The sequence below is a fragment of the Pleomorphomonas oryzae DSM 16300 genome, from assembly GCF_000422965.1.
In the GTDB taxonomy this organism is placed as follows: Bacteria; Pseudomonadota; Alphaproteobacteria; order Rhizobiales; family Pleomorphomonadaceae; genus Pleomorphomonas; species Pleomorphomonas oryzae.
Map to the genome: position 1 here is coordinate 55,753 of NZ_AUHB01000018.1, position 18,219 is coordinate 73,971.

The window sequence follows — 18,219 nt, forward strand, 5'->3', positions numbered from 1 at the left end:
CGTGCTCCGGTCGAGTTTGGAAGGATCGGTCAATGCATACATAGCGCCCGCATGGACCGCCACCAAGCCCGATCAGCGGCAAGCCCGGGCCGGATCGCAACGGAGTTGCCGGCTTACGGTATCTCGCGGTCGCGCAATCGCCCGGTTCTGCCGGCGACACTCGCCAGCCGATCGCCAAGCCGGCGGAGATGCTTCACCGATGCCACGGCGTCCGGATAGTTGGCGTCGCGCCAGATCTGGAAATCCTCATCAGGCATCGGCTTGGCGAAGTGATAGCCTTGCACCAGGTTGCAACCGAGGCGCCGCACCATATCGAGCTGATCGGCCGTCTCCACGCCCTCGGCCACGACCTCACAATTGATCGCCTCGCCGATGCCGATGATGGCCGACACCAGCGACTCCATCTGGCAGTTGTCCGACAGCGAGGCGATGAAGGTCTGGTCGATCTTCAGCCGGTCCGGCTTTAGCTGCGAGAGATAGGCGATGTTGGAGTAGCCTGTTCCGAAGTCGTCGAGGGCGATATGGACGCCCAGCGCCTCGAGCCCCTTAAGGTTGCGCGTCACCTCGGTGTTGTTGCCGAGAATGACGCCCTCGGTGATCTCGAGTTCCAGTCGGTCCGGGCTGAGGTTATGGCGGCGCAGGATGTCGCGCACCTGACCGACGAATTCGCGCCGCTGGAAATGCATGGCCGACACGTTGACGGCGGCAATCGGCGGATACTGCCAGATGGTCGCCCATTTGGCCGCGATACGCACGGCTTCCTCGATGACGAAATTGTCGATTTCGATGATGAGGTCGGAAGCCTCGGCCGCCGGAATGAACTCGCTGGGCGGCACGATCCGGCCCGTCTCGCGATCCGTCCAGCGGATCAACGCCTCTGCCGAGGGAACGTAGCCAAGCTCCACATCGACCTGCGGCTGCCAGTAAAGGCTGAGCTCGCCGTCGCGCAGTGCTGCCCGCAGTCGCTCGCGCAGCGCCAGAACCTTGTGTCGTTCGTTGAGAATGTCGGTATCGTAGAATTGCAGGCGCGATTTGCCGCGCGATTTCGCCTTGTAGAGCGCGAGGTCGGCAAGCTGCAGCACCTCGTGGAAATCCCGGCTGTCGGACGGCCAGACGGCGGCACCACCGGAGCAGCGAATATCGATGTCGGTATCGCCGAACCGCACGACCGATTGCAGACGGGCGAAAGAGGCGCGCAGCAGCGTCACGGCGCCGGCCTCGACGAAGCCTTCGGTGGACACGACAACAACGAACTCATCGCCGCCCCAGCGCACCACCAGGGCATCCTGACCGAAGGAGGCCACCAGATTGCCGACAAAGGCCTTCAGAACGTGATCGCCGGCCATATGGCCAAGCTCGTCGTTGACGTCTTTGAAATTGTCGAGATCGAACACCATCACCGCCTTGGAGGCCTGCGGATCGAAATGGATCCCCTCGATCCACCGCTCGAAGGCCCGGCGGTTCAGCACGCCGGTGGTGACGTCATGGTCGGCACGGTAGTTGGCCTGCCAAGTGGCGCGGCGGTTGAGGACCAACAGCGCCAGCATGGAGACGATGGCGCCGACCAGGGCGATGGAAAGCTTCAGCATCGCCGAATAGCTTGCCGCCAACGTTTCGCCCTGCATGCCGATATAGCGCGTGCCCTGCTCTGCCATGTTCTCCTGGAGCAGGCGGAACTTTTCCGAAAGCCGCCTCAGATCGCCATCCAGCGCGTTGAGCACGGCCGTATCATCGGGACCGACATTCTCGAAGGCAACCTTCAGCCCCGAGGCTTGTTCGGCAATGCTGTCGATCTGGGATATCAACGCCGCGTCGCCAGGCATGATGAAGGACGGGCGGGCGCGTTCGATGGTGCTGAGCAGCCGCTTGATCGAGTCGCGAATGTCGGTGGCGTCTTCGGCCGAAAAACCGAGGATCAACCGATTGCCAAGCTTCCGGCGCGACATCTCGACAAGCTTGGCCTGATCACCGATGTCGCGGCCGGCCCGGATGGCCTCGCTGGCGTTCGATGCCTCGATGCGCTGGAAGGTGCGATAGGCCTCGAGAGCCGAGTTTTCCGCAAAGATCAGCAGGATGGCGGTAAAGAAGATCGGCAGCAGATTTGCCGCCTTCCGAAGAATGTCCGCTTTGCGGAAACGGAGGAAGGCGAGAAGGTTCATACGGCGGCCTCGCGGCAGTGCACCGTCTTCCCTACTGCCTCTCTCCAGCCGAACCGCGACATCTCCGCACGCTCCGCCCCACAAGTACGAAGAGCAACTCTAGGTGCGAACCGTTTCAGAAGTCTTTCTTCGGCAACGTTACCGTCGGATATTGTCGGCCAAAGTCCAAATGGGATGGATCAACCGATCGATTGGGCGACCACAATGAAGAAGGGCAGCAACATCACGCCCGAGCAAAGGCTCCAGGCACCGGCGATCGCCGTCGAGGCTACCAGCCAGCCAAGATTGCGGTGTTCGATCCGTCGGCCGCGGATGGCGTTGCGCATCAAAATGGCCGGTCCCGCGAACATGATCAGGAAAATCTGCGCAATACCGACAATAATCGTCTCGGCCTGCATCTCAAAACGAGCCGGCTTCGACGTCACCAGCTGATAAAGCGACGACAGGAGGCCTGCCAGGACAAAGCCAAGAGCGATCGAAAAACATGTAATCAGAATCTCGATATTCATTGCTGTTAACCCCGCCTTAACCCTGATCCGAAATGAAACAATAAGGATAGTCCCGTCTCAGACGTGGCAAGGCGCGGGCCGCGACGGTGCGGACCGGCTTCAGCCGCTGAATAGGCGGGGTTCGGCGGAGTCTTGGGACGGCCGAGAAACGGCAGTCCGGATTCCTGTCCCAATTCGGGAGGCGGTCGTGACCCACTACGCGGCATATTCGGACGAAAGCCTGCTCCGCCCGGTCCGACGTCCGGCTCGCCGCCGCACCAGTGCGGCAGCATGGTTCCTGCGCGTCGTGCTCACCACCTTCCTTCTGGCCGGCGGCGTGATGCTGGTGAGTATCCTCATCAACCTCTCGGGCAATTTCGACAGCCGCGACGGCCGCTCGACCGACCCCGCTCCGATTGCCCTGTTCATTGGCCAGCAGCGGCTGGTGATCCCCGCCAACATGTTCCGCTTTGCCGACCAGCGGAACGTCGGCCCGCACGACCGTATCGATCTTGCCGTCCACTTTCCGGAGATGGCCGGTTACACCCGCGCCTTCCGCAAAGATTTCCTGGATATCGGCGCCGACGCGCCGGTCGTCTATCTGACGATCCGCACGCGCGACACGCCGACCGACAGCGTCGGCCGGCTGATCAACGTCTACCAGCACTTCTTCGAAGAGGGGACCATACCGGCGCCGGCTGGCCTTGTCGGCCACCGCATGTCCGAGGAGTCGGGCCTCAGCGGTGAGGAAGTGTTCTTCGAGGCAGGCTCGACCACCCCCTTCACCACCCACTGCACTGCGCCTGATGACAGCGAGTACCCTGCCTCCTGTCTGACCGAGATCCATGCCGGCAATGATCTCTCGGTGCAGATCCGCTTCCGCAAAGGCATGCTTGCCAACTGGGACGGCATCAAGAGCGGCGTGCGCGTGCTGCTCCTTTCCTTCGGCGTGACCGCCTGACGCAGTCCTGAGCGCAAGTTGCGGCCCACCGTGCCGGACCCAAAATCCGTCGCGCTGGCGGCGCTGAACGAGCTGCTGCGATATCGCCAGCGCTAAAGCATGTGCTGGAGTCGCGAAAAGGCCGGCTCGCCTCGAGGCGAACCGACCTTTTCAATTTGTCCAACGCGTGGCGCTTGGATCAATGACCTCAGCCAGCCAGATCCTCGCCGAGGATCGCCATCTGGAAATTGAACGACTTGTCGTCGTCCTCATCATCCTCGTAGACGACGCCGATGAACTCCTCGCCAACGTAGACCTCGGCCGAGTCCGTCTTGCGCGGCCGCACCCGCACGCTGATGGTCGGCGACTGCAGCGTCTTGCGCAGGAATTTCTCGATGCGGGCGATATCGTCTTTGGTCAAGTTAGCTCTCCAGTCTGAATGCCGGCTTTCGCTCGCGACGAGAGCGGCAAACCGGACGGCGACGAGTCGCCGACGTTAGCGTGTTCTGGGGCGTGTTCTGGCACGGACGGGCTATCAAGGAAACCCTTGAACGGCGGCCCGGTTGCATGGTGCCCCGGTCTTTCTCAGCCTTCCACACCATCCAGCAGGCGCTGGTCCATGGAATGGGAGGGATCGGCGCAGCCGGCCTCCCCGATCACCCGTGCCGGCACGCCGGCCACCGTCGTGCCACGCGGCACCGGCTTCAGCACCACCGAGCCGGCCGCGACGCGCGAGCAGCAGCCCACTTCGATGTTGCCGAGGATCTTCGATCCGGCGCCAATCATCACGCCGTGGCGGATCTTGGGATGGCGGTCTCCGGTCTCCTTGCCGGTACCGCCCAGCGTGACGTTCTGCAACAGCGATACGTCGTCTTCCACCACAGCGGTTTCGCCGATGACGATGCCCGTGGCATGGTCGAAGAACAGCCCTCGCCCAAGCCGCGCGCCGGGATTGATATCGACCTGGAACACCTCCGACGACCGGCTCTGCAGATAGAGCGCCAAGTCGCGCCGGCCATGGTTCCAGAGCCAGTGCGCGAGCCGATGCGCCTCGATGGCGTGATAGCCCTTGAAGTAGAGCAGCGGCTCGATGAACCGGTCGCAGGCGGGGTCGCGATCCTCGAAGGCGACGATATCCGAACGGAAGGCGGCGGCGATGTCGGCGTCGTCGGCCACCGCCTCACGGAACGCCTGAGCGATCATCGCCGAGAGGACAGTGGTGTTGCCGAGGCGATCGGCCACCCGCTGAATGACCGCGTCCTCGAGCCGGACATGGTCGAGCACGGTGAGGTGCATGAAGCCGCCCAGCGCCGGTTCGTTCTCGACGACGGCTGTGGCTTCTCGCCGCACGCGCGCCCACACCGGGTCGATGGCGTCGAGCGGACGGCTCACGGATTGGGTGCTAACGGACAACGAGGATATCCTTGCGCAAAAGAAACGGCCCACCTCATCGGAACCTGGCCGCACCTCCGTGAGGAAGCATGGCCCATGATAGTCGGACGGCGTTCCGGGGAAAAGTCCGAAGGCGATGCTTTTGTTGCGCGGCAGAGAGAAGAAAGGCAATCCATTTCTTCCCTCACTCCTGCGCGACGATCACGGCTCTGTCCGAGGCGCCGTGCCACCATCAGAAATGTCCCGTCGAGGGGCGTTGTGACAGCCCTTCCACCCTTGCGGCAAGCCGGAAGCGGCCATCAACAACTTGGCGTCGGAATCAGATTCACAAGCTCAAGCACACCTGACTCGAAGTTGGGCAAGCCCTCCACGCCAGCCGCTTGAAATGACTCCCATTTAGGCTTGATTGGCCGCCTCGGTTTTGATTCATTGGCTGAGGCGGCGGCGCATCCGACTCTCGGAAGTTGCGACCGTCCCTGGAAATCAGAGTTCAGCACCACCGGGTATCTTCTCGCAGAAGGAAGCCTCGGCCGTGCAGGGAGAGTTTGAAAAGAAAGCATTTCTGACCACTTTGGGCCCAATTGTCGGCCCGTTTTCTGCTGGATAAAGAACCACTCCGAACCGCACAGCACATCAAAGGATGACCGAACATCCTTTTGGATTTGCTGGCGTTTTCAGGCAGTCCGCAAGTGCGACGGCAATTGCGGAGCGGAAATTTGTGCAGAATCTGAGAATTTGGTTTAACAATGGCCATCAAGCCTTTGTTAACTATAAATATTCACGCACTCTTCAACCGAATTTCGAACAACTTCAACCAGTCTGGAATGGTGACCTTGGGTTGCATGTCCGGTCTGATGGCGCGTATGAAGAGTCTCATGGAAGCGTTACCGATCGGTGAATCGATCGCTTTCGACACAACCTGCCGCCGCCAAGAGCAGAGTCTTGCCAACCACTTCCGGCATTAAGTGGGGAAATAGAGTCAGGAACGGGCCATTTGTTCGATGGCTGCGAGGTCCATTTTGCCGGTACCGAGCACCGGCAGCGCGTAGGTTTTGACCACCTTGCGCGGGACCTGCAATTCCGGCACGCCGTGCTCGCGTGCATAGGCGCCGAGCGCCTCGACGGTGGCATCGCCTGCGTCGGTCACCAGCACCAGCGCCTCCCCCTTGCGCGGATCGGAAATAGCGACGACGGCGTGCGACGCGTGCGGCCAGATGGCGGCGGCAAAAGCCTCGACAGCGGCCAGCGAGATCATCTCTCCGCCGATCTTGGCAAAGCGTTTGGCGCGGCCGAGCAACGTGACGAAGCCATCGTCGTCGATGGAGACGATGTCGCCGGTATCATACCAGCCATTCGGATCGTTATGCTTCAGTTCACCCGGCTCGTCGGCGAGGTAGTAGCCGGCCATGATGTTGGGCGCCCGCACATGCAGACGGCCGCCGATCTCGAGACCCGGCACGGGATCGAGCCGCGCTTCGATGCCCGGCAGCAGGCGCCCTACCGTGCCGTCACGGAAGCTGCCGGGGTAATTGACCGACAGCACCGGCGCACACTCGGTCGCCCCATAGCCTTCGTTGAGCACGACGCCGAAGCGGTCCATCCACAGCGCCCGCGTCTGCTCCTTGACGCGCTCGGCACCGAGAATGGTGAGACGCACCTTGTTGAAGTCGCCATCCTCGGCCGCCCTCGCCCACCCGGCGGCGAAGGTGTCGGTGGACAGGAGCACCGTCGAGCCGCTGTCGCGCACAAGACCGGGGATGATCTTGTAGTGCAGTGGTGACGGATAGAGGAACGACTTGAAGCGGCCGTAGATGGGAAGGAACAAGCCGGCGGTGAGCCCGTAGGAATGGAACACCGGCAGCGCGTTGAACATCGTATCTTCGGGATGGAATTTGTAGAGCGACAGGATCTGCGCGACGTTGGACAGGAAGTTGGTCGCGGTCAGCCCAACCCCCTTGGGCGCCCCTTCGGTCCCCGAGGTGAACAGCACCGTTGCGATGTCGTGCGGCGCTCGGCGATAGGGCCGGTGCAGCATCCGAGCCCAACGTGCATAGGTGGCACCGACGGCCTTGTCGACGAGCGAAAGACCGGCCCGCACATCCTCCAGATAGATGATGCGAACCTTGTCCTTGAGATCGTCGATCACCGGTTCGAGCTTGGCCGTCTTCACGAAGGCACTGGACGTGATCACCGTCCGGATGGTGCCGACCTTGATGGCGCCGCCGAGGCCGTGGCTGCCGGCCGTGAAGTTGAGCAATGCCGGTGTCCGCCCGTAGGCGAGAAGCGCGAAGAAGGCGATGGCCGCGCCATTGACGTTGGGCAGCAGCAGCCCGACCCGATCGCCCTTCCGGGTAACGGAGGCGAGCCGGCGGCCGAGCACGCAGGCGGCGAGCAACAGGTTCCGACGAGTCACCGATTGCCGGGTCTGATCCTCGATGGCCGGAAGATCGGGATCGGTTTCGGCAATGTCGATCAGTGCATCGAACAGCGACCGTTCGATGAACGTCGTGTCGAGCCCCGACTCTGCCATAGGCTGCCCGTACAGGCGATCGTCCGCCACGCCTCCCATGGTTACCTCATTGTTACGCCTTCCTCCCTTCGCACTTGAACTCACAATTGCCATCGGTGCAAGCATCGGAGATCAGACGCTTAGGCAATTCACCGGACTCTTCACGCCAGAACCGGCCCGGAACCAGCGTTGAATCGGATTCTCAACATGAAGAAGCCGCCCCGGCCGGCGATTCCGGCAGCGAGGCGGCTTACATTGAATCAGAACCTCAACAGGCACCCGAAAAGCAATGCCCGTCAGTGGGTTGAGATATATTTCCCAACTTCGTCGATGGCGCAGATGATGTGATAGAAGGTCGATGCCGGCGCTGGTTCGATCACGAACGAACCGTCGGCGTTCATGCGGTCGCGCCAGAGGCCGGGCGTGTCGACCTCGAAATAACGCTGCAACGACCGCGCCGCCGTCACCACCTTGCGCAAATGATCGTCACGGCCCGCCTCGTCGGCAGCAACAGCGGCCAGCGCCAGGTTGCCTTTCATCCGCTCGGTCTGCGACCACATGCGTGCCGTGCCGTCATGGATCGAGAGGTCATCGAGGATGCCCATGATGGCCACTTGCTGCGGCACGTTGATGCCGTGCGTCTCGCCCAACTCACAGAGGCGGCGCGCCGCCGCAACGGCGTCGGGACGCTTGCGCGACGTCCCCCAGCGGGTGAGCAGCCAAGCCCATTCGAACTGATGGCCGGGCTCGCAGATGTGGCCCTCCTTGCCGCTGACCACCGACCAGTCGGCGTTGAAGAACTCCTTCAGCCAGCCTTCCTTGGGATCGATGATCTTGGCGAGACAGAGTTCGGCGATCTCATCGGCAAGCCGGCTCCAGGTCGCATCGCCGCCGACCTCTTCCCAGGCAAGGCAGGCCTCGAACATGTGCATATGCGGGTTGGCCTTGAGCGGCAATGTGCGGGGATTGGATTCCTCGAAGCCGGCAATCGGGTTCTTGTACTCCGTCATCAGCAGCGTCCGGAGCTTGACCGCCGCCGCCTCGACCGCCGAACGATCCTTCACCACCGATGCAGCGGCCGCCAGCGCGAACAGCGCGAAGGCCTGATCATAGAGTGAGAATGTATCGTCCTTGGGCGAACCGTCGGCATTGGTCACCATGCGCACGGCGCCGTTCGGCAGCACGCACTTCTCCAGGAAGTAATCGAGCCCCTCCTCCACGGTTCGCTCCCACGGGCCGGTCCAGCCGAGCCGGCCGGCCAGGGCGAAGGTGAAGATCTGTCGCGCCGTGACGCGCACCCGGCGCGGCGCCGGCGTGATCTCGCATCTGAGGCCCAGCACTTCGTGGAAGCCGCCGTTGACGTGATCGACGCCGAACGCCCACCAGATCGGCAAGGCTTCGGTCATCAGCCACGACTTGAGTTCTTCGGTAACGGCGGCAAGCTCGCGTTGGGCTTCGGAATGGCTCACGACAAATCTCCTCGAAACAATGAATCAGGCCAGATCACGGGTAAACGCGACAAGGCGCCGATCGGATGCGGCAATGAAAGACGGATTTGCAAAATCAGCAAGGCCAGGGCGGTCCCGCTTGCCATAAGGGAAGGGCGTGCCGTCCGACAGCATCACGATGCCGCCGGCAGCCCTCAGCACGGCATCGCCCGCCGCCGTATCCCATTCCATGGTGGGACCGAAGCGCGGATAGACATCCGCTTCGCCGGCAGCGATCAGGCAGAACTTCAACGACGAGCCGATCACCTGCCGGTTGGCCACGGCGACGGCTGGCAGAAAGGCGTCGGTAGCGGCCGTAGCGTGACTGCGCGACAGGAGCAGCGTTACGCCTTCCGACGGCAAGTCGCGCACGTGGATCGGTCGGCGCGTACCGATTGCGTCGCCCTCGACGACCATCTCGAAAGCGCCTTGCGGCCCACCGGCGAACAGCCGCCCTATCGCCGGCGCATAGACGACCCCCATCACCGGCACGCCGTGCTCGATCAGCGCGACATTGACGGTGAATTCGCCGTTGCGATGAATGAACTCCTTGGTGCCATCAAGCGGGTCGACCAGGAAGAAGCTGTCCGCCGCGGGCGGCACGCGCCCAGCCGCGACGCTTTCCTCGGCAACCACCGGCACGCCGGGGGCGAGATGCTCAAGCGCCGCAAGCAGCACCGCTTCGGCCAGCCCGTCGGCTTCGGTCACCGGCGAGGCGTCCGCCTTGAACGCAACGTCGATCGGCCGGGCATAGACGTCCAGAATGACACAACCGGCCTCGATCGAAGCGGCGACCAGACCGTCAAGCAAATCTTGGTTGGCGATGGTCATGGTCGGTTCCCGGTGGCAAGGATGCTGCGGCCTGTGGCAGCGCGGAGGAGCGGTGTCATTCGACAACTGCCTCACTCGGCATTGCGCTTGTCCCACATCGCCTTGAAGCCCGGCCGCGCCTGGCAACGTTCGAGCCAAGTCTTCACCTTGGGGAAGCCTTCGAAGAGCTGCGGATGCCCCTGCCCGTAGCGGACGATTTCGGCAAGCGCCAGATCGACGACAGTGAACCGATTGCCGACAGTATAGTCGGTACCGGCAAGATGCGTCTCGAAGGCGGCGAACGGTCTCTTCAGCCCCTCGCCAATGGAAGCGAGCTTCGCCTTGCCGGCGTCGGTCTGCCAATCGCCGCGCTCATCGCCCTGGGTAACGAGAATGGTGAGCGTCTCCACTGCGGTGGCACCCCAGAACAGCCATTGCAGCATTCGCCCTTCCTCGGCGAGATCCTTGGGCGCCAGCGGACCGCCATGCTTCTTGGCGAGATAGAGAAGAATGGCGAGCGACTCGGTCAGCACCAAGCCGTCGTCATCGATGGTGGGGATCTGCCCCATCGGGTTGACGGCAAGGAAAGACGGCGTCTTGGTGTTGACCGGCGCGTCGGCGGCCAGCGGGTTCGCCACTTTGCGCGCTTGGATCACCGGCTCCTTGCGAAAGGCGAAGCCAAGCTCCTCGGCGAGCCAGTAGAGGCGCGACGCGCGCGATTTGTAGACGCCGTAGATGGTCAGCATGACGAAGCCCTCGATTGCGCCGGCACTCTGGAATCTTCATCGCCATTTGGCAATCACCGGCGTTGTCCGTTCTGAAGGCAACGCCGCCTGGAAGGCTCTGAAAGGAACGCGCCATTATGAAAAGCCTCCTTCACCTCTGGCAGATATGGGCCCTCCTATCGGCCGTCTTCGCGGCGGCTACCGCCATCCTGGCCAAGATTGGTGTCGAGGCGATCGGTTCCGACCTCGCAACGCTCATTCGCACAGCTGTCGTGCTGGCGCTTGCAGCCCTTGTTGTTGCCGCCGGCGATGGCTTTGGACAAATCCCCGCGGTACCCGGCCGCACCTGGCTGTTTCTCGTGCTTTCGGGCTTTGCCACCGGCGCGTCCTGGCTCTGTTATTTCAGGGCGCTCAAGCTCGGCGACGCGGCGCGTGTCGCTCCGGTCGACAAGCTGTCGGTGGTATTCGTCGCAGTGTTTGCCGTACTGTTTCTTGGCGAGCGCCTGTCGCCGCAGGGAACCGCCGGCGTCGTCCTGATCGCCGCCGGCGCCATGCTGGTCGCCTGGCAATGAACCGTTCGCCGGCAACACCTGCCTTTTCGGAGCCAAGCCTTTACACCGACAGGCAATTGTGAGTAACAGGAGACCCGCTTCTCCGCCGGATTCCCCGGCGGTGACACGGCTGATGCCGACCGATCAGCATCCGCCTTTCGGGTGATTTAGTAAAACTTTACTACCCGGAATGGTCGTTTCGCCGTAGACTGGAGCGATCGACCAGTGTTTGGGCAAACCGGCAGAGAGTGCGCGGATGGTCACGATCAAGGAAATCGCCAAGGCGGTCGGAGTTTCCTCGGCTACCGTGTCGCGCGTCTTGAACTACGACACCACGCTGTCGATCACCGAGGCGAAGCGGCAGGCGATCATCGAGACCGCCGAGACCCTCAATTACCAGACGCCGCGTAACCGCCCGCGCCCGCCCCATCGCCTGCCGACACCGTCCGACCATGCTGGCGCCCGCATCGGTATTGTGCACTTCCTTCGCCCGGAAGAAGAGCTGGCCGACCCCTATTACATCGGCGTTCGCATGGGCATCGAGGCACGCGCCCGCGCCAACCGTGTCGAAGTGCAGATCATCTATCGCTCCACCGGACTGCCGGCCGCCGAGGATCTGCAAGGGGCCACTGGCATCATCGCGCTCGGCATGCACACCGATGCCGAGATCGACTGGGTGAGGCAGATCAACGCCAACCTGGTGCTGGCCGATTTCGCCCCCAACATCGACCAGTTCGACATCGTCGCTTGCGATCTTTCCTTCGCCATCACGCGCCTGCTCGATCGCCTCTATGCCGCTGGTTACCGCCGTTTCGGTTTTCTCGGCGACGACCGCCCTTCCGGTAATGTGCTCTATCCGGCCAATGAGGAACGCGCCAAGACCTTCAAGGAGTGGACCGAGAAAAAGGGCCTGTTCAACCCCGCCCACTACCTGCTCGCCGAGAACCTCCGCTTTGAGAGCGGCTACCGCCTCGCCTGCCAGCTGATGGCCGAAGTCGACCTACCCGAAATCGTCGTCGCCTCCAACGACAACGTAGCGATTGGCGCCTATCGCGCCATTCAGGAACGCGGTCTGCGCATCCCCGCCGACATTGCCGTGGCAAGTTTCAACGACATTCCGGCCGCCCAATTCCTGGCACCGCCGCTCACCACCGTACGCATTCCGGCCGAGCGCATCGGCGAGAACGCCTTCGATCTGCTGATGGAACAGCTCAATGGCCGCGACTACACCAAGCGTGTGACGATCGCCACCGAGCTCATCTGGCGCGACAGTTGCCGCCGGCCGGATGAAGTTCTCTAGTGGTTCGACCGAGACATTTGCATCCGCCTGATACAAGCCTCGGAGCAAATGTCCCGGTCACAAGAACCACTAGCAAGTTACTAGTTTTAGTGGAGCTTTTGAATTTGACATTTGATCTGGCGCTCTATGTCAGTCGGGACTCAAATGTCAAATTCGCTCCACTAGGCTCTCCCCACGCCGAAAAGGTTGGGTCAAGCGGGGTCCGCACATATCCTAATTGGTCATCGCGGCGCGATTGGCTTCCGCTTGGTGGACAGGTAAACTATTTACCTCCAGGCCCGAAAACGCAGCAACAAAAAGCTGGTAAAATTTACTAAATAATATATTGCGTCGGGCGGGTGAGTATCAGATAGTTCCTTTGAGAGGCTGAGGACGCCTCGGACACGTGAGTGGAGGAAAACTGCATGAACCGCAAAACCGTTGCGCTCGCCTTCGCGGGCGCCAGCCTCATCGCCATAACGGCCGCCCAGGCCGCCGAGGTCACCGTCTGGTGCTGGGATCCGAACTTCAACGTCGCGATCATGAAGCAAGCCGGCGAGATCTACGCCAAGACCCATCCGGACTTCAAACTCAACGTCGTCGACTTCGCCAAGGCCGACCTTGAGCAGAAGTTGCAGACCGGCCTCGCCTCCGGCGTTGCCGATGGCATGCCCGACATCGTCCTCATCGAGGATTACGGCGCGCAGAAGTATCTGCAGTCCTTCCCCGACGCCTTCACTCCCCTCAGCGACAAGGTCGATTACTCCGGCTTTGCTGACTACAAAGTCAAGCTCGCCACTCTTGACGGCAAGGTCTACTCCATGCCCTTCGACTCGGGCGTGGCCGGCCTGTTCTACCGCAAGGACATGATCACTGCCGCCGGCTACACGCCGGCCGACATGCAGGACCTCACCTGGGACAAGTACGTCGAGATCGGCAAGGCCGTCGAGGCCAAGACCGGCAAGAAGATGATGGGCTTCGACCCCAACGACGGTGGCCTCGTCCGCGTGCTGATGCAGTCCGCCGGTGGCTGGTATTTCGATAAGGACGGTAAGCTGTCTGTCGAAGGCAACGTCGCCCTGAAGGGGGCACTCGACGTCATCCAGAAGATCCAGGTGAACAACATTTTCCGTCCGGCGGCCGGTTGGGCCGATTGGGTCGGCAGCTTCACCTCGGGCGAAGTGGCGACCGTCGTCACCGGCGTCTGGATCACCGGCACCGTCAAGTCGCAGGCCGATCAGGCCGGCAAATGGGGCGTCGCCCCGCTTCCGAAGCTGAGTGTCGAAGGCGCCACCCACTTCTCGAACCTCGGCGGTTCGAGCTGGTACGTGCTGTCGGGTTCCAAGGCCAAGGATGAGTCCATCGACTTCCTCAACGAGATCTACGCCAAGAACATCGACTTCTACCAGAAGATCCTGGTCGACCGCGGCGCGGTCGGTTCGCTGCTCGCCGCCCGCAACGGCGAGGCCTACAAGTCGAACGACGCCTTCTTCGGTGGCGAGCCGATCTGGCAGAACTTCTCGGACTGGCTGGCCAAGGTGCCGTCGGTCAACTACGGCACCTTCACCAACGAAGTCGACTCGGTGGTTTCCGCCCACCAGCCCGACCTCGCCAAGGGCGCCTCGGTCGACGACGTGATCAAGGCGATCGACGACCAGGCCAAAACCCTCGTTCAGTAACAATTAGGGCGGCGGGCGGCCTCAGCCGCCCGCCCACCATCCGCGGGCGCGCGGCCATCGGCGCGGCCGCAGGTCGGCGAGACATGTTCGCCGGGCGCGGACAAACCGCACTATTACGCAAATATCTGAATCATCGGCGCTTCCTTCCAGAAGATGCCCGAGAGCCCCGCTCTGCCGGAACGGTGACCCATGTCAGCAATCTCCACCAGGCCGAAACGGCCGCGCTTCGACGTCAACGGCTGGCTGTTCGTCGGCCCCGCGCTGGCGCTGATCGCCATCTTCATGGTCTTTCCGATCCTGCATTCGCTTTGGATGTCGTTCCAGTCAGGCCTCGGGATGCGCCTGTCGTTTGCCGGGCTCAAGAACATCTACCGGCTGTTCAACGACCCGCTGTTCCTGATGGCGCTGACCAACACGTTCATCTTCTTCCTGGTACAGGTGCCGGTCATGCTGACGCTGGCGCTGATCACCGCCGCGCTGCTCAACAATCCGGATATCAAGTTCCGTGGCGTGTTGCGCACGGCGATCTTCCTGCCCTGCGTCACCTCGCTGGTCGCCTATACCGTTCTGTTCAAGTCGATGTTCGTCGCCAACGGTCTGGTCAACACGGTGCTGATCAACCTCGGCATCGTCAATGTCGGCATTCCCTGGATGACCGATCCCTTCTGGTGCCGCGTCATGATCATCATCGCCATCACCTGGCGCTGGACCGGCTACAACATGATCTTCTATCTGGCGGCCATGCAGAACATCGACCGCTCGGTCTATGAGGCCGCCCGCATCGACGGCGTGCCGACCTGGGCCCGCTTCGTGTCTCTCACCGTGCCCATGCTGAAGCCGGTGATCCTGTTCACCACCGTTACCTCGACGATCGGCACCCTCCAGCTGTTCGACGAAGTGTCGACCATCACCGGCGGCGGTTCGGCTGGCGGCGCGGCCGGCCCCGGCAACTCGGCGCTGACGCTGTCGCTCTACATCTACAATCTGACGTTCAAGTTCGCTCCGAACCTCGGCTACGCCGCCACCGTCTCCTACGTTATCGTCCTCCTGGTGGCGATCCTGTCCTTCCTGCAATTCTATGCCGCCCGGGAGCGCAAGGCATGATCAGCTACGGCTTCAAGCAGCGGATCGCATCCGTCGTCGTCTATATCTTCCTCGCCGTTATGGCCTTCCTCTCGATCTTCCCCTTCCTGTGGATGGTCATCGGCGCCACCAACACGACGTCCGACATCGTCAAGGGCAAGATGACTTTCGGTGAGGCGGTGGTCGCCAACGCCACGACTTTCTTCACGCAGGTCAACGCACCGCTGATCTTCTGGAATTCGGCCAAGATCACCATCATTGCTACCGTGCTGACGCTGCTCATCTCGTCGCTGGCCGGCTACGGCTTCGAGATCTTCTCTTCGCGCTTCCGCGAGAAGCTCTACACCCTCATGCTCCTGAGCCTGATGATCCCGTTCGCGGCGCTGATGATCCCGCTGTTCATGCTGATGGGCAAGTTCGGCCTCATCAACACGCACATCGCGGTGGTCCTGCCCACTGTCGCCTCGGCCTTCATCATCTTCTACTTCCGCCAGTCGACCAAAGCCTTCCCGCACGAGCTGCGCGATGCCGCCCGGGTCGACGGCCTGAAGGAATGGCAGATTTTCTTCCTGATCTACATGCCGGTGATGCGCTCGACCTACGCGGCGGCCTTCATCATCGTCTTCATGACGGCCTGGAACAGCTATCTGTGGCCACTGATCGTGCTGCAGTCCAACGAAACCAAAACCATCACGCTGGTCATTTCCTCGCTCGGCTCGGCTTACTATCCCGACTACGGCGTCGTGATGATCGGCACGGTCCTCGCCACCATTCCCACCCTCTTCGTCTTCTTCGCCATGCAACGTCAGTTCGTCGAAGGCATGCTCGGCTCCGTCAAGTAACAGGTTCAAAATGCGCAAGACCATCAACTGCAACACCGGCTGGACCTTCCATGAGGGTTTCTCCGCCGACCTCGCCGCTGACTTCCGGAAGGGCGAAACCGTCAATCTGCCGCACAACGCGGTCGACCTGCCCTACAATTACTTCGACGAGACCCGCTACCAGCGGCCGTTCACCTACCAGAAGGTGATCGCCTGGCGACCGGAGTTTGCCGGCCGCGAAGTAGCCCTGGTGTTCGATGGCGCCATGGCCGACAGCGTCGTCTACGTCAACGGCGAACAGGTGGTGGCCCATCCCGATGGCTACACACCCTTCACCGCCCGGCTGACCGAACGGCTCGTCGAAGGTGACAACCTCGTCACCGTCAAGATCGACGGCTCGGAAAACCCGGCCATTCCGCCATTCGGCGGCCAGATCGACTACCTCACCTACGCCGGCATCTATCGCGACGTCTGGCTGCGGGTCACCGCGCCGGTTTACATCGGCAACGTCAAGATCGAGACGCCGGACGTGCTCGCGCCCAAGAAGACGGCGAAGGTTCGCGTCGACATCGCCAACCCGCGCGGACTGAAGCTGGCGGGCCGAGTGTCGGTGACGCTGAAAGATGCCGCCGGCAAGACCGTCGGCAGCGCCGATGCGTCCTATGGTGGCGACAGCGTGACGCTCGAACTGAAGGACCTCGACGGCATCGCCCTCTGGGACATCGACAATCCGAACCTCTATGAGGCCGTCGTCGAGCTGGTCCACGAAAGCGGCGACGATACGCTGTGCGTCAACTTCGGCTTCCGTTCCGTCCAGTTCACGCCCGAAGGCTTCCGCCTCAACGGCAAGCCGTTGAAGCTGCGCGGGCTCAATCGCCACCAGTCCTTCCCCTATGTCGGCTACGCCATGGGCCGCCGGGCGCAGGAGCGCGACGCCGAAATCCTGAGGAAGGAACTCAAGGTCAACGTCGTCCGCACCTCGCACTACCCGCAGTCGCCCTGGTTCCTCGACGCTTGCGACCGCCTCGGCCTCTTGGTGTTCGAAGAGATCCCCGGCTGGCAATATGTGGGCGATGAAAGCTGGCGGCAGCTGTCGATCGACAATGTCCGCGCCATGATCGAGCGCGACTGGAACCATCCGTCGATCATCATCTGGGGCGTACGCATCAACGAGTCGCAGGACTTCCACGACTTCTACACGGCAACCAACAAGCTCGCCCATGAGCTCGATTCCACCCGCCAGACCGGCGGCGTGCGCTACATCACCGACAGCGAGTTCCTCGAAGACGTTTACACGATGAACGACTTCATCCAGGGCAACGAGGAACTGCCGGGTGCCAACCGTCCCCGTACCGCCCTGCGGCCGATCTCGGAGACCACCGGCCTCAAGAAACCGGTCCCCTATATGGTGACCGAGTTCAACGGCCACATGTATCCCACCAAGCGCTACGACCAGGAGCAGCGGCAGGCCGAGCACGTCACCCGCTATCTCTCCATCCTCAATGCCGTCTATGGCGACCCGAACATCGCCGGCTCCACCGGCTGGTGCATGTTCGACTATAACACCCACAAGGATTTCGGTTCCGGCGACCGCCTCTGCCATCACGGTGTAATGGACGCCTGGCGCGAGCCGAAGTTCGCCGCTTGGGCCTACACCAGCCAGTGCGATCCTTCGGACGAAGTGGTGCTCAAGCCGGTCACCTATTACGCCCGTGGCGAGCGCAATATCGGCGGCATCCTGCCGCTGATCGTGCTGACCAACTGCGATGAGGTCGAGCTGCAATACGGCCCCGACATCGTCAAGCGCGTCAAGCCGGACCGCGAAGCCTATCCGCACCTGCCGCATGCGCCTGTTGTCATCGACCATCGCGCCTTCTCGGCCGAGGAGCTCGGCCTCTGGGGTATGAAGTGGGAAGAGGCAACGGTCACCGGCTATGTCGGCGGCAAGCCGGTCAAGACCATCAAGTTCGCCTGCGATCCACTGCCGACCACGCTGGAGGTCAAGCCCGACTGGACGGACCTGTCGGCCGAACCCAAGGACTCGGCGCGCGTGATCGTCCGTGCCCTCGACCAGCTCGGCAATCTCCTGCCCTTCCTCGACGAGGCCGTGCACATCACAGTCAGCGGACCAGCAAAGCTGCTCGGCCCGTCGGAAGTGGTGCTGAAAGGCGGCGCCATCGGCTTCTGGGTTGAGACCACCGGCGGCGCCGGCAACGTGATCGTCAAGGTCGCCTGCCATCGCCTAGGCGAGACCACCCTCACCCTCAAGGCCGGCTGAACGGCGCAACCGATCGAA

Annotated in this window: 15 protein-coding genes; 7 read left to right on the forward strand and 8 right to left on the reverse strand. The window is 62.2% G+C overall.

Going from position 1 to position 18,219, the window contains the following annotated elements; all coding sequences use genetic code 11:
- Positions 1-113 precede the first annotated feature (113 nt).
- Together G522_RS29255 and G522_RS0121905 are read right to left on the reverse strand one after the other, a co-directional pair.
- Positions 114-2,159, reverse strand: coding sequence for a putative bifunctional diguanylate cyclase/phosphodiesterase (locus tag G522_RS29255; RefSeq protein WP_051229051.1), 2,046 nt, complete (start codon positions 2,157-2,159; stop codon positions 114-116).
- 179 nt (positions 2,160-2,338) lie between these two features.
- Complete coding sequence (locus G522_RS0121905) at positions 2,339-2,668, reverse strand: DUF6949 family protein (RefSeq protein WP_026792864.1); 330 nt, start codon at positions 2,666-2,668, stop codon at positions 2,339-2,341.
- A gap of 187 nt (positions 2,669-2,855) precedes the next feature.
- Between G522_RS0121905 and G522_RS0121910 the strand changes: the two genes are divergently transcribed.
- Entirely contained in the window at positions 2,856-3,608 is a 753-nt protein-coding gene (locus G522_RS0121910; RefSeq protein ID WP_026792865.1) for a hypothetical protein, read from the forward strand.
- A 187-nt stretch (positions 3,609-3,795) separates the two neighbouring features.
- Here the strand turns inward: G522_RS0121910 and G522_RS0121915 are convergent, their stop codons facing one another.
- From G522_RS0121915 to G522_RS0121945, 6 genes are all read right to left on the reverse strand, one after another.
- On the reverse strand, positions 3,796-4,008 hold the full coding sequence (locus tag G522_RS0121915) for a DUF3126 family protein (RefSeq protein WP_026792866.1): 213 nt from the start codon (positions 4,006-4,008) through the stop codon (positions 3,796-3,798).
- 164 nt (positions 4,009-4,172) lie between these two features.
- Positions 4,173-5,009 carry a serine O-acetyltransferase gene (gene cysE / locus G522_RS0121920; RefSeq protein WP_026792867.1) on the reverse strand — a complete coding sequence of 279 codons (837 nt, stop codon included), beginning with the start codon at positions 5,007-5,009 and terminating at the stop codon, positions 4,173-4,175.
- A 949-nt stretch (positions 5,010-5,958) separates the two neighbouring features.
- Positions 5,959-7,509, reverse strand: a complete 1,551-nt coding sequence (locus G522_RS28180) for an AMP-binding protein (protein ID WP_169453579.1) — start codon at positions 7,507-7,509, stop codon at positions 5,959-5,961.
- A 275-nt stretch (positions 7,510-7,784) separates the two neighbouring features.
- Positions 7,785-8,957: an AGE family epimerase/isomerase gene (locus tag G522_RS0121935; RefSeq protein WP_026792869.1), complete on the reverse strand. Its 1,173-nt coding sequence runs from the start codon at positions 8,955-8,957 to the stop codon at positions 7,785-7,787.
- Positions 8,958-8,981: 24 nt separating this feature from the next.
- Positions 8,982-9,806, reverse strand: a complete 825-nt coding sequence (gene cysQ / locus G522_RS28185; protein WP_051229055.1) for a 3'(2'),5'-bisphosphate nucleotidase CysQ — start codon at positions 9,804-9,806, stop codon at positions 8,982-8,984.
- A gap of 71 nt (positions 9,807-9,877) precedes the next feature.
- Positions 9,878-10,531, reverse strand: coding sequence for a glutathione S-transferase family protein (locus G522_RS0121945; protein ID WP_026792870.1), 654 nt, complete (start codon positions 10,529-10,531; stop codon positions 9,878-9,880).
- Positions 10,532-10,647: 116 nt separating this feature from the next.
- Between G522_RS0121945 and G522_RS0121950 the strand changes: the two genes are divergently transcribed.
- The 6 genes from G522_RS0121950 to G522_RS0121975 all read left to right on the forward strand — a co-directional run bounded on the left by G522_RS0121950 (position 10,648) and on the right by G522_RS0121975 (position 18,201).
- Entirely contained in the window at positions 10,648-11,082 is a 435-nt protein-coding gene (locus G522_RS0121950) for an EamA family transporter (protein ID WP_026792871.1), read from the forward strand.
- A gap of 235 nt (positions 11,083-11,317) precedes the next feature.
- Positions 11,318-12,361 (forward strand): LacI family DNA-binding transcriptional regulator, encoded by a 1,044-nt coding sequence (locus tag G522_RS28190; protein ID WP_036840471.1) that lies wholly within the window; start codon positions 11,318-11,320, stop codon positions 12,359-12,361.
- Positions 12,362-12,765: 404 nt separating this feature from the next.
- A complete protein-coding gene (locus tag G522_RS0121960) occupies positions 12,766-14,019 on the forward strand; it encodes an ABC transporter substrate-binding protein (RefSeq protein WP_036840472.1) in 1,254 nt (417 codons plus the stop codon).
- Positions 14,020-14,208: 189 nt separating this feature from the next.
- Positions 14,209-15,123: a carbohydrate ABC transporter permease gene (locus tag G522_RS0121965; protein ID WP_051229057.1), complete on the forward strand. Its 915-nt coding sequence runs from the start codon at positions 14,209-14,211 to the stop codon at positions 15,121-15,123.
- Positions 15,120-15,944: a carbohydrate ABC transporter permease gene (locus G522_RS0121970; protein WP_026792874.1), complete on the forward strand. Its 825-nt coding sequence runs from the start codon at positions 15,120-15,122 to the stop codon at positions 15,942-15,944. The genes G522_RS0121965 and G522_RS0121970 overlap by 4 nt, the downstream gene beginning before the upstream one ends.
- Before the next feature lie 10 nt (positions 15,945-15,954).
- The gene (locus G522_RS0121975; protein WP_026792875.1) at positions 15,955-18,201 is read left to right on the forward strand and encodes a glycoside hydrolase family 2 protein; all 2,247 of its coding nucleotides are present in this window, start codon (positions 15,955-15,957) and stop codon (positions 18,199-18,201) included.
- Positions 18,202-18,219: the final 18 nt, after the last annotated feature.

Coding starts and splice junctions, on each gene's coding strand:
- G522_RS28180 (WP_169453579.1), bottom strand. CDS start 7,509: ATGGCAGAGTCGGGGCTCGACACGACGTTCATCGAACGGTCGCTGTTC.
- cysQ (WP_051229055.1), bottom strand. CDS start 9,806: ATGACCATCGCCAACCAAGATTTGCTTGACGGTCTGGTCGCCGCTTCG.
- G522_RS28190 (WP_036840471.1), top strand. CDS start 11,318: ATGGTCACGATCAAGGAAATCGCCAAGGCGGTCGGAGTTTCCTCGGCT.
- G522_RS0121905 (WP_026792864.1), bottom strand. CDS start 2,668: ATGAATATCGAGATTCTGATTACATGTTTTTCGATCGCTCTTGGCTTT.
- G522_RS29255 (WP_051229051.1), bottom strand. CDS start 2,159: ATGAACCTTCTCGCCTTCCTCCGTTTCCGCAAAGCGGACATTCTTCGG.
- G522_RS0121950 (WP_026792871.1), top strand. CDS start 10,648: ATGAAAAGCCTCCTTCACCTCTGGCAGATATGGGCCCTCCTATCGGCC.
- G522_RS0121965 (WP_051229057.1), top strand. CDS start 14,209: ATGTCAGCAATCTCCACCAGGCCGAAACGGCCGCGCTTCGACGTCAAC.
- G522_RS0121975 (WP_026792875.1), top strand. CDS start 15,955: ATGCGCAAGACCATCAACTGCAACACCGGCTGGACCTTCCATGAGGGT.
- G522_RS0121960 (WP_036840472.1), top strand. CDS start 12,766: ATGAACCGCAAAACCGTTGCGCTCGCCTTCGCGGGCGCCAGCCTCATC.
- G522_RS0121945 (WP_026792870.1), bottom strand. CDS start 10,531: ATGCTGACCATCTACGGCGTCTACAAATCGCGCGCGTCGCGCCTCTAC.
- G522_RS0121970 (WP_026792874.1), top strand. CDS start 15,120: ATGATCAGCTACGGCTTCAAGCAGCGGATCGCATCCGTCGTCGTCTAT.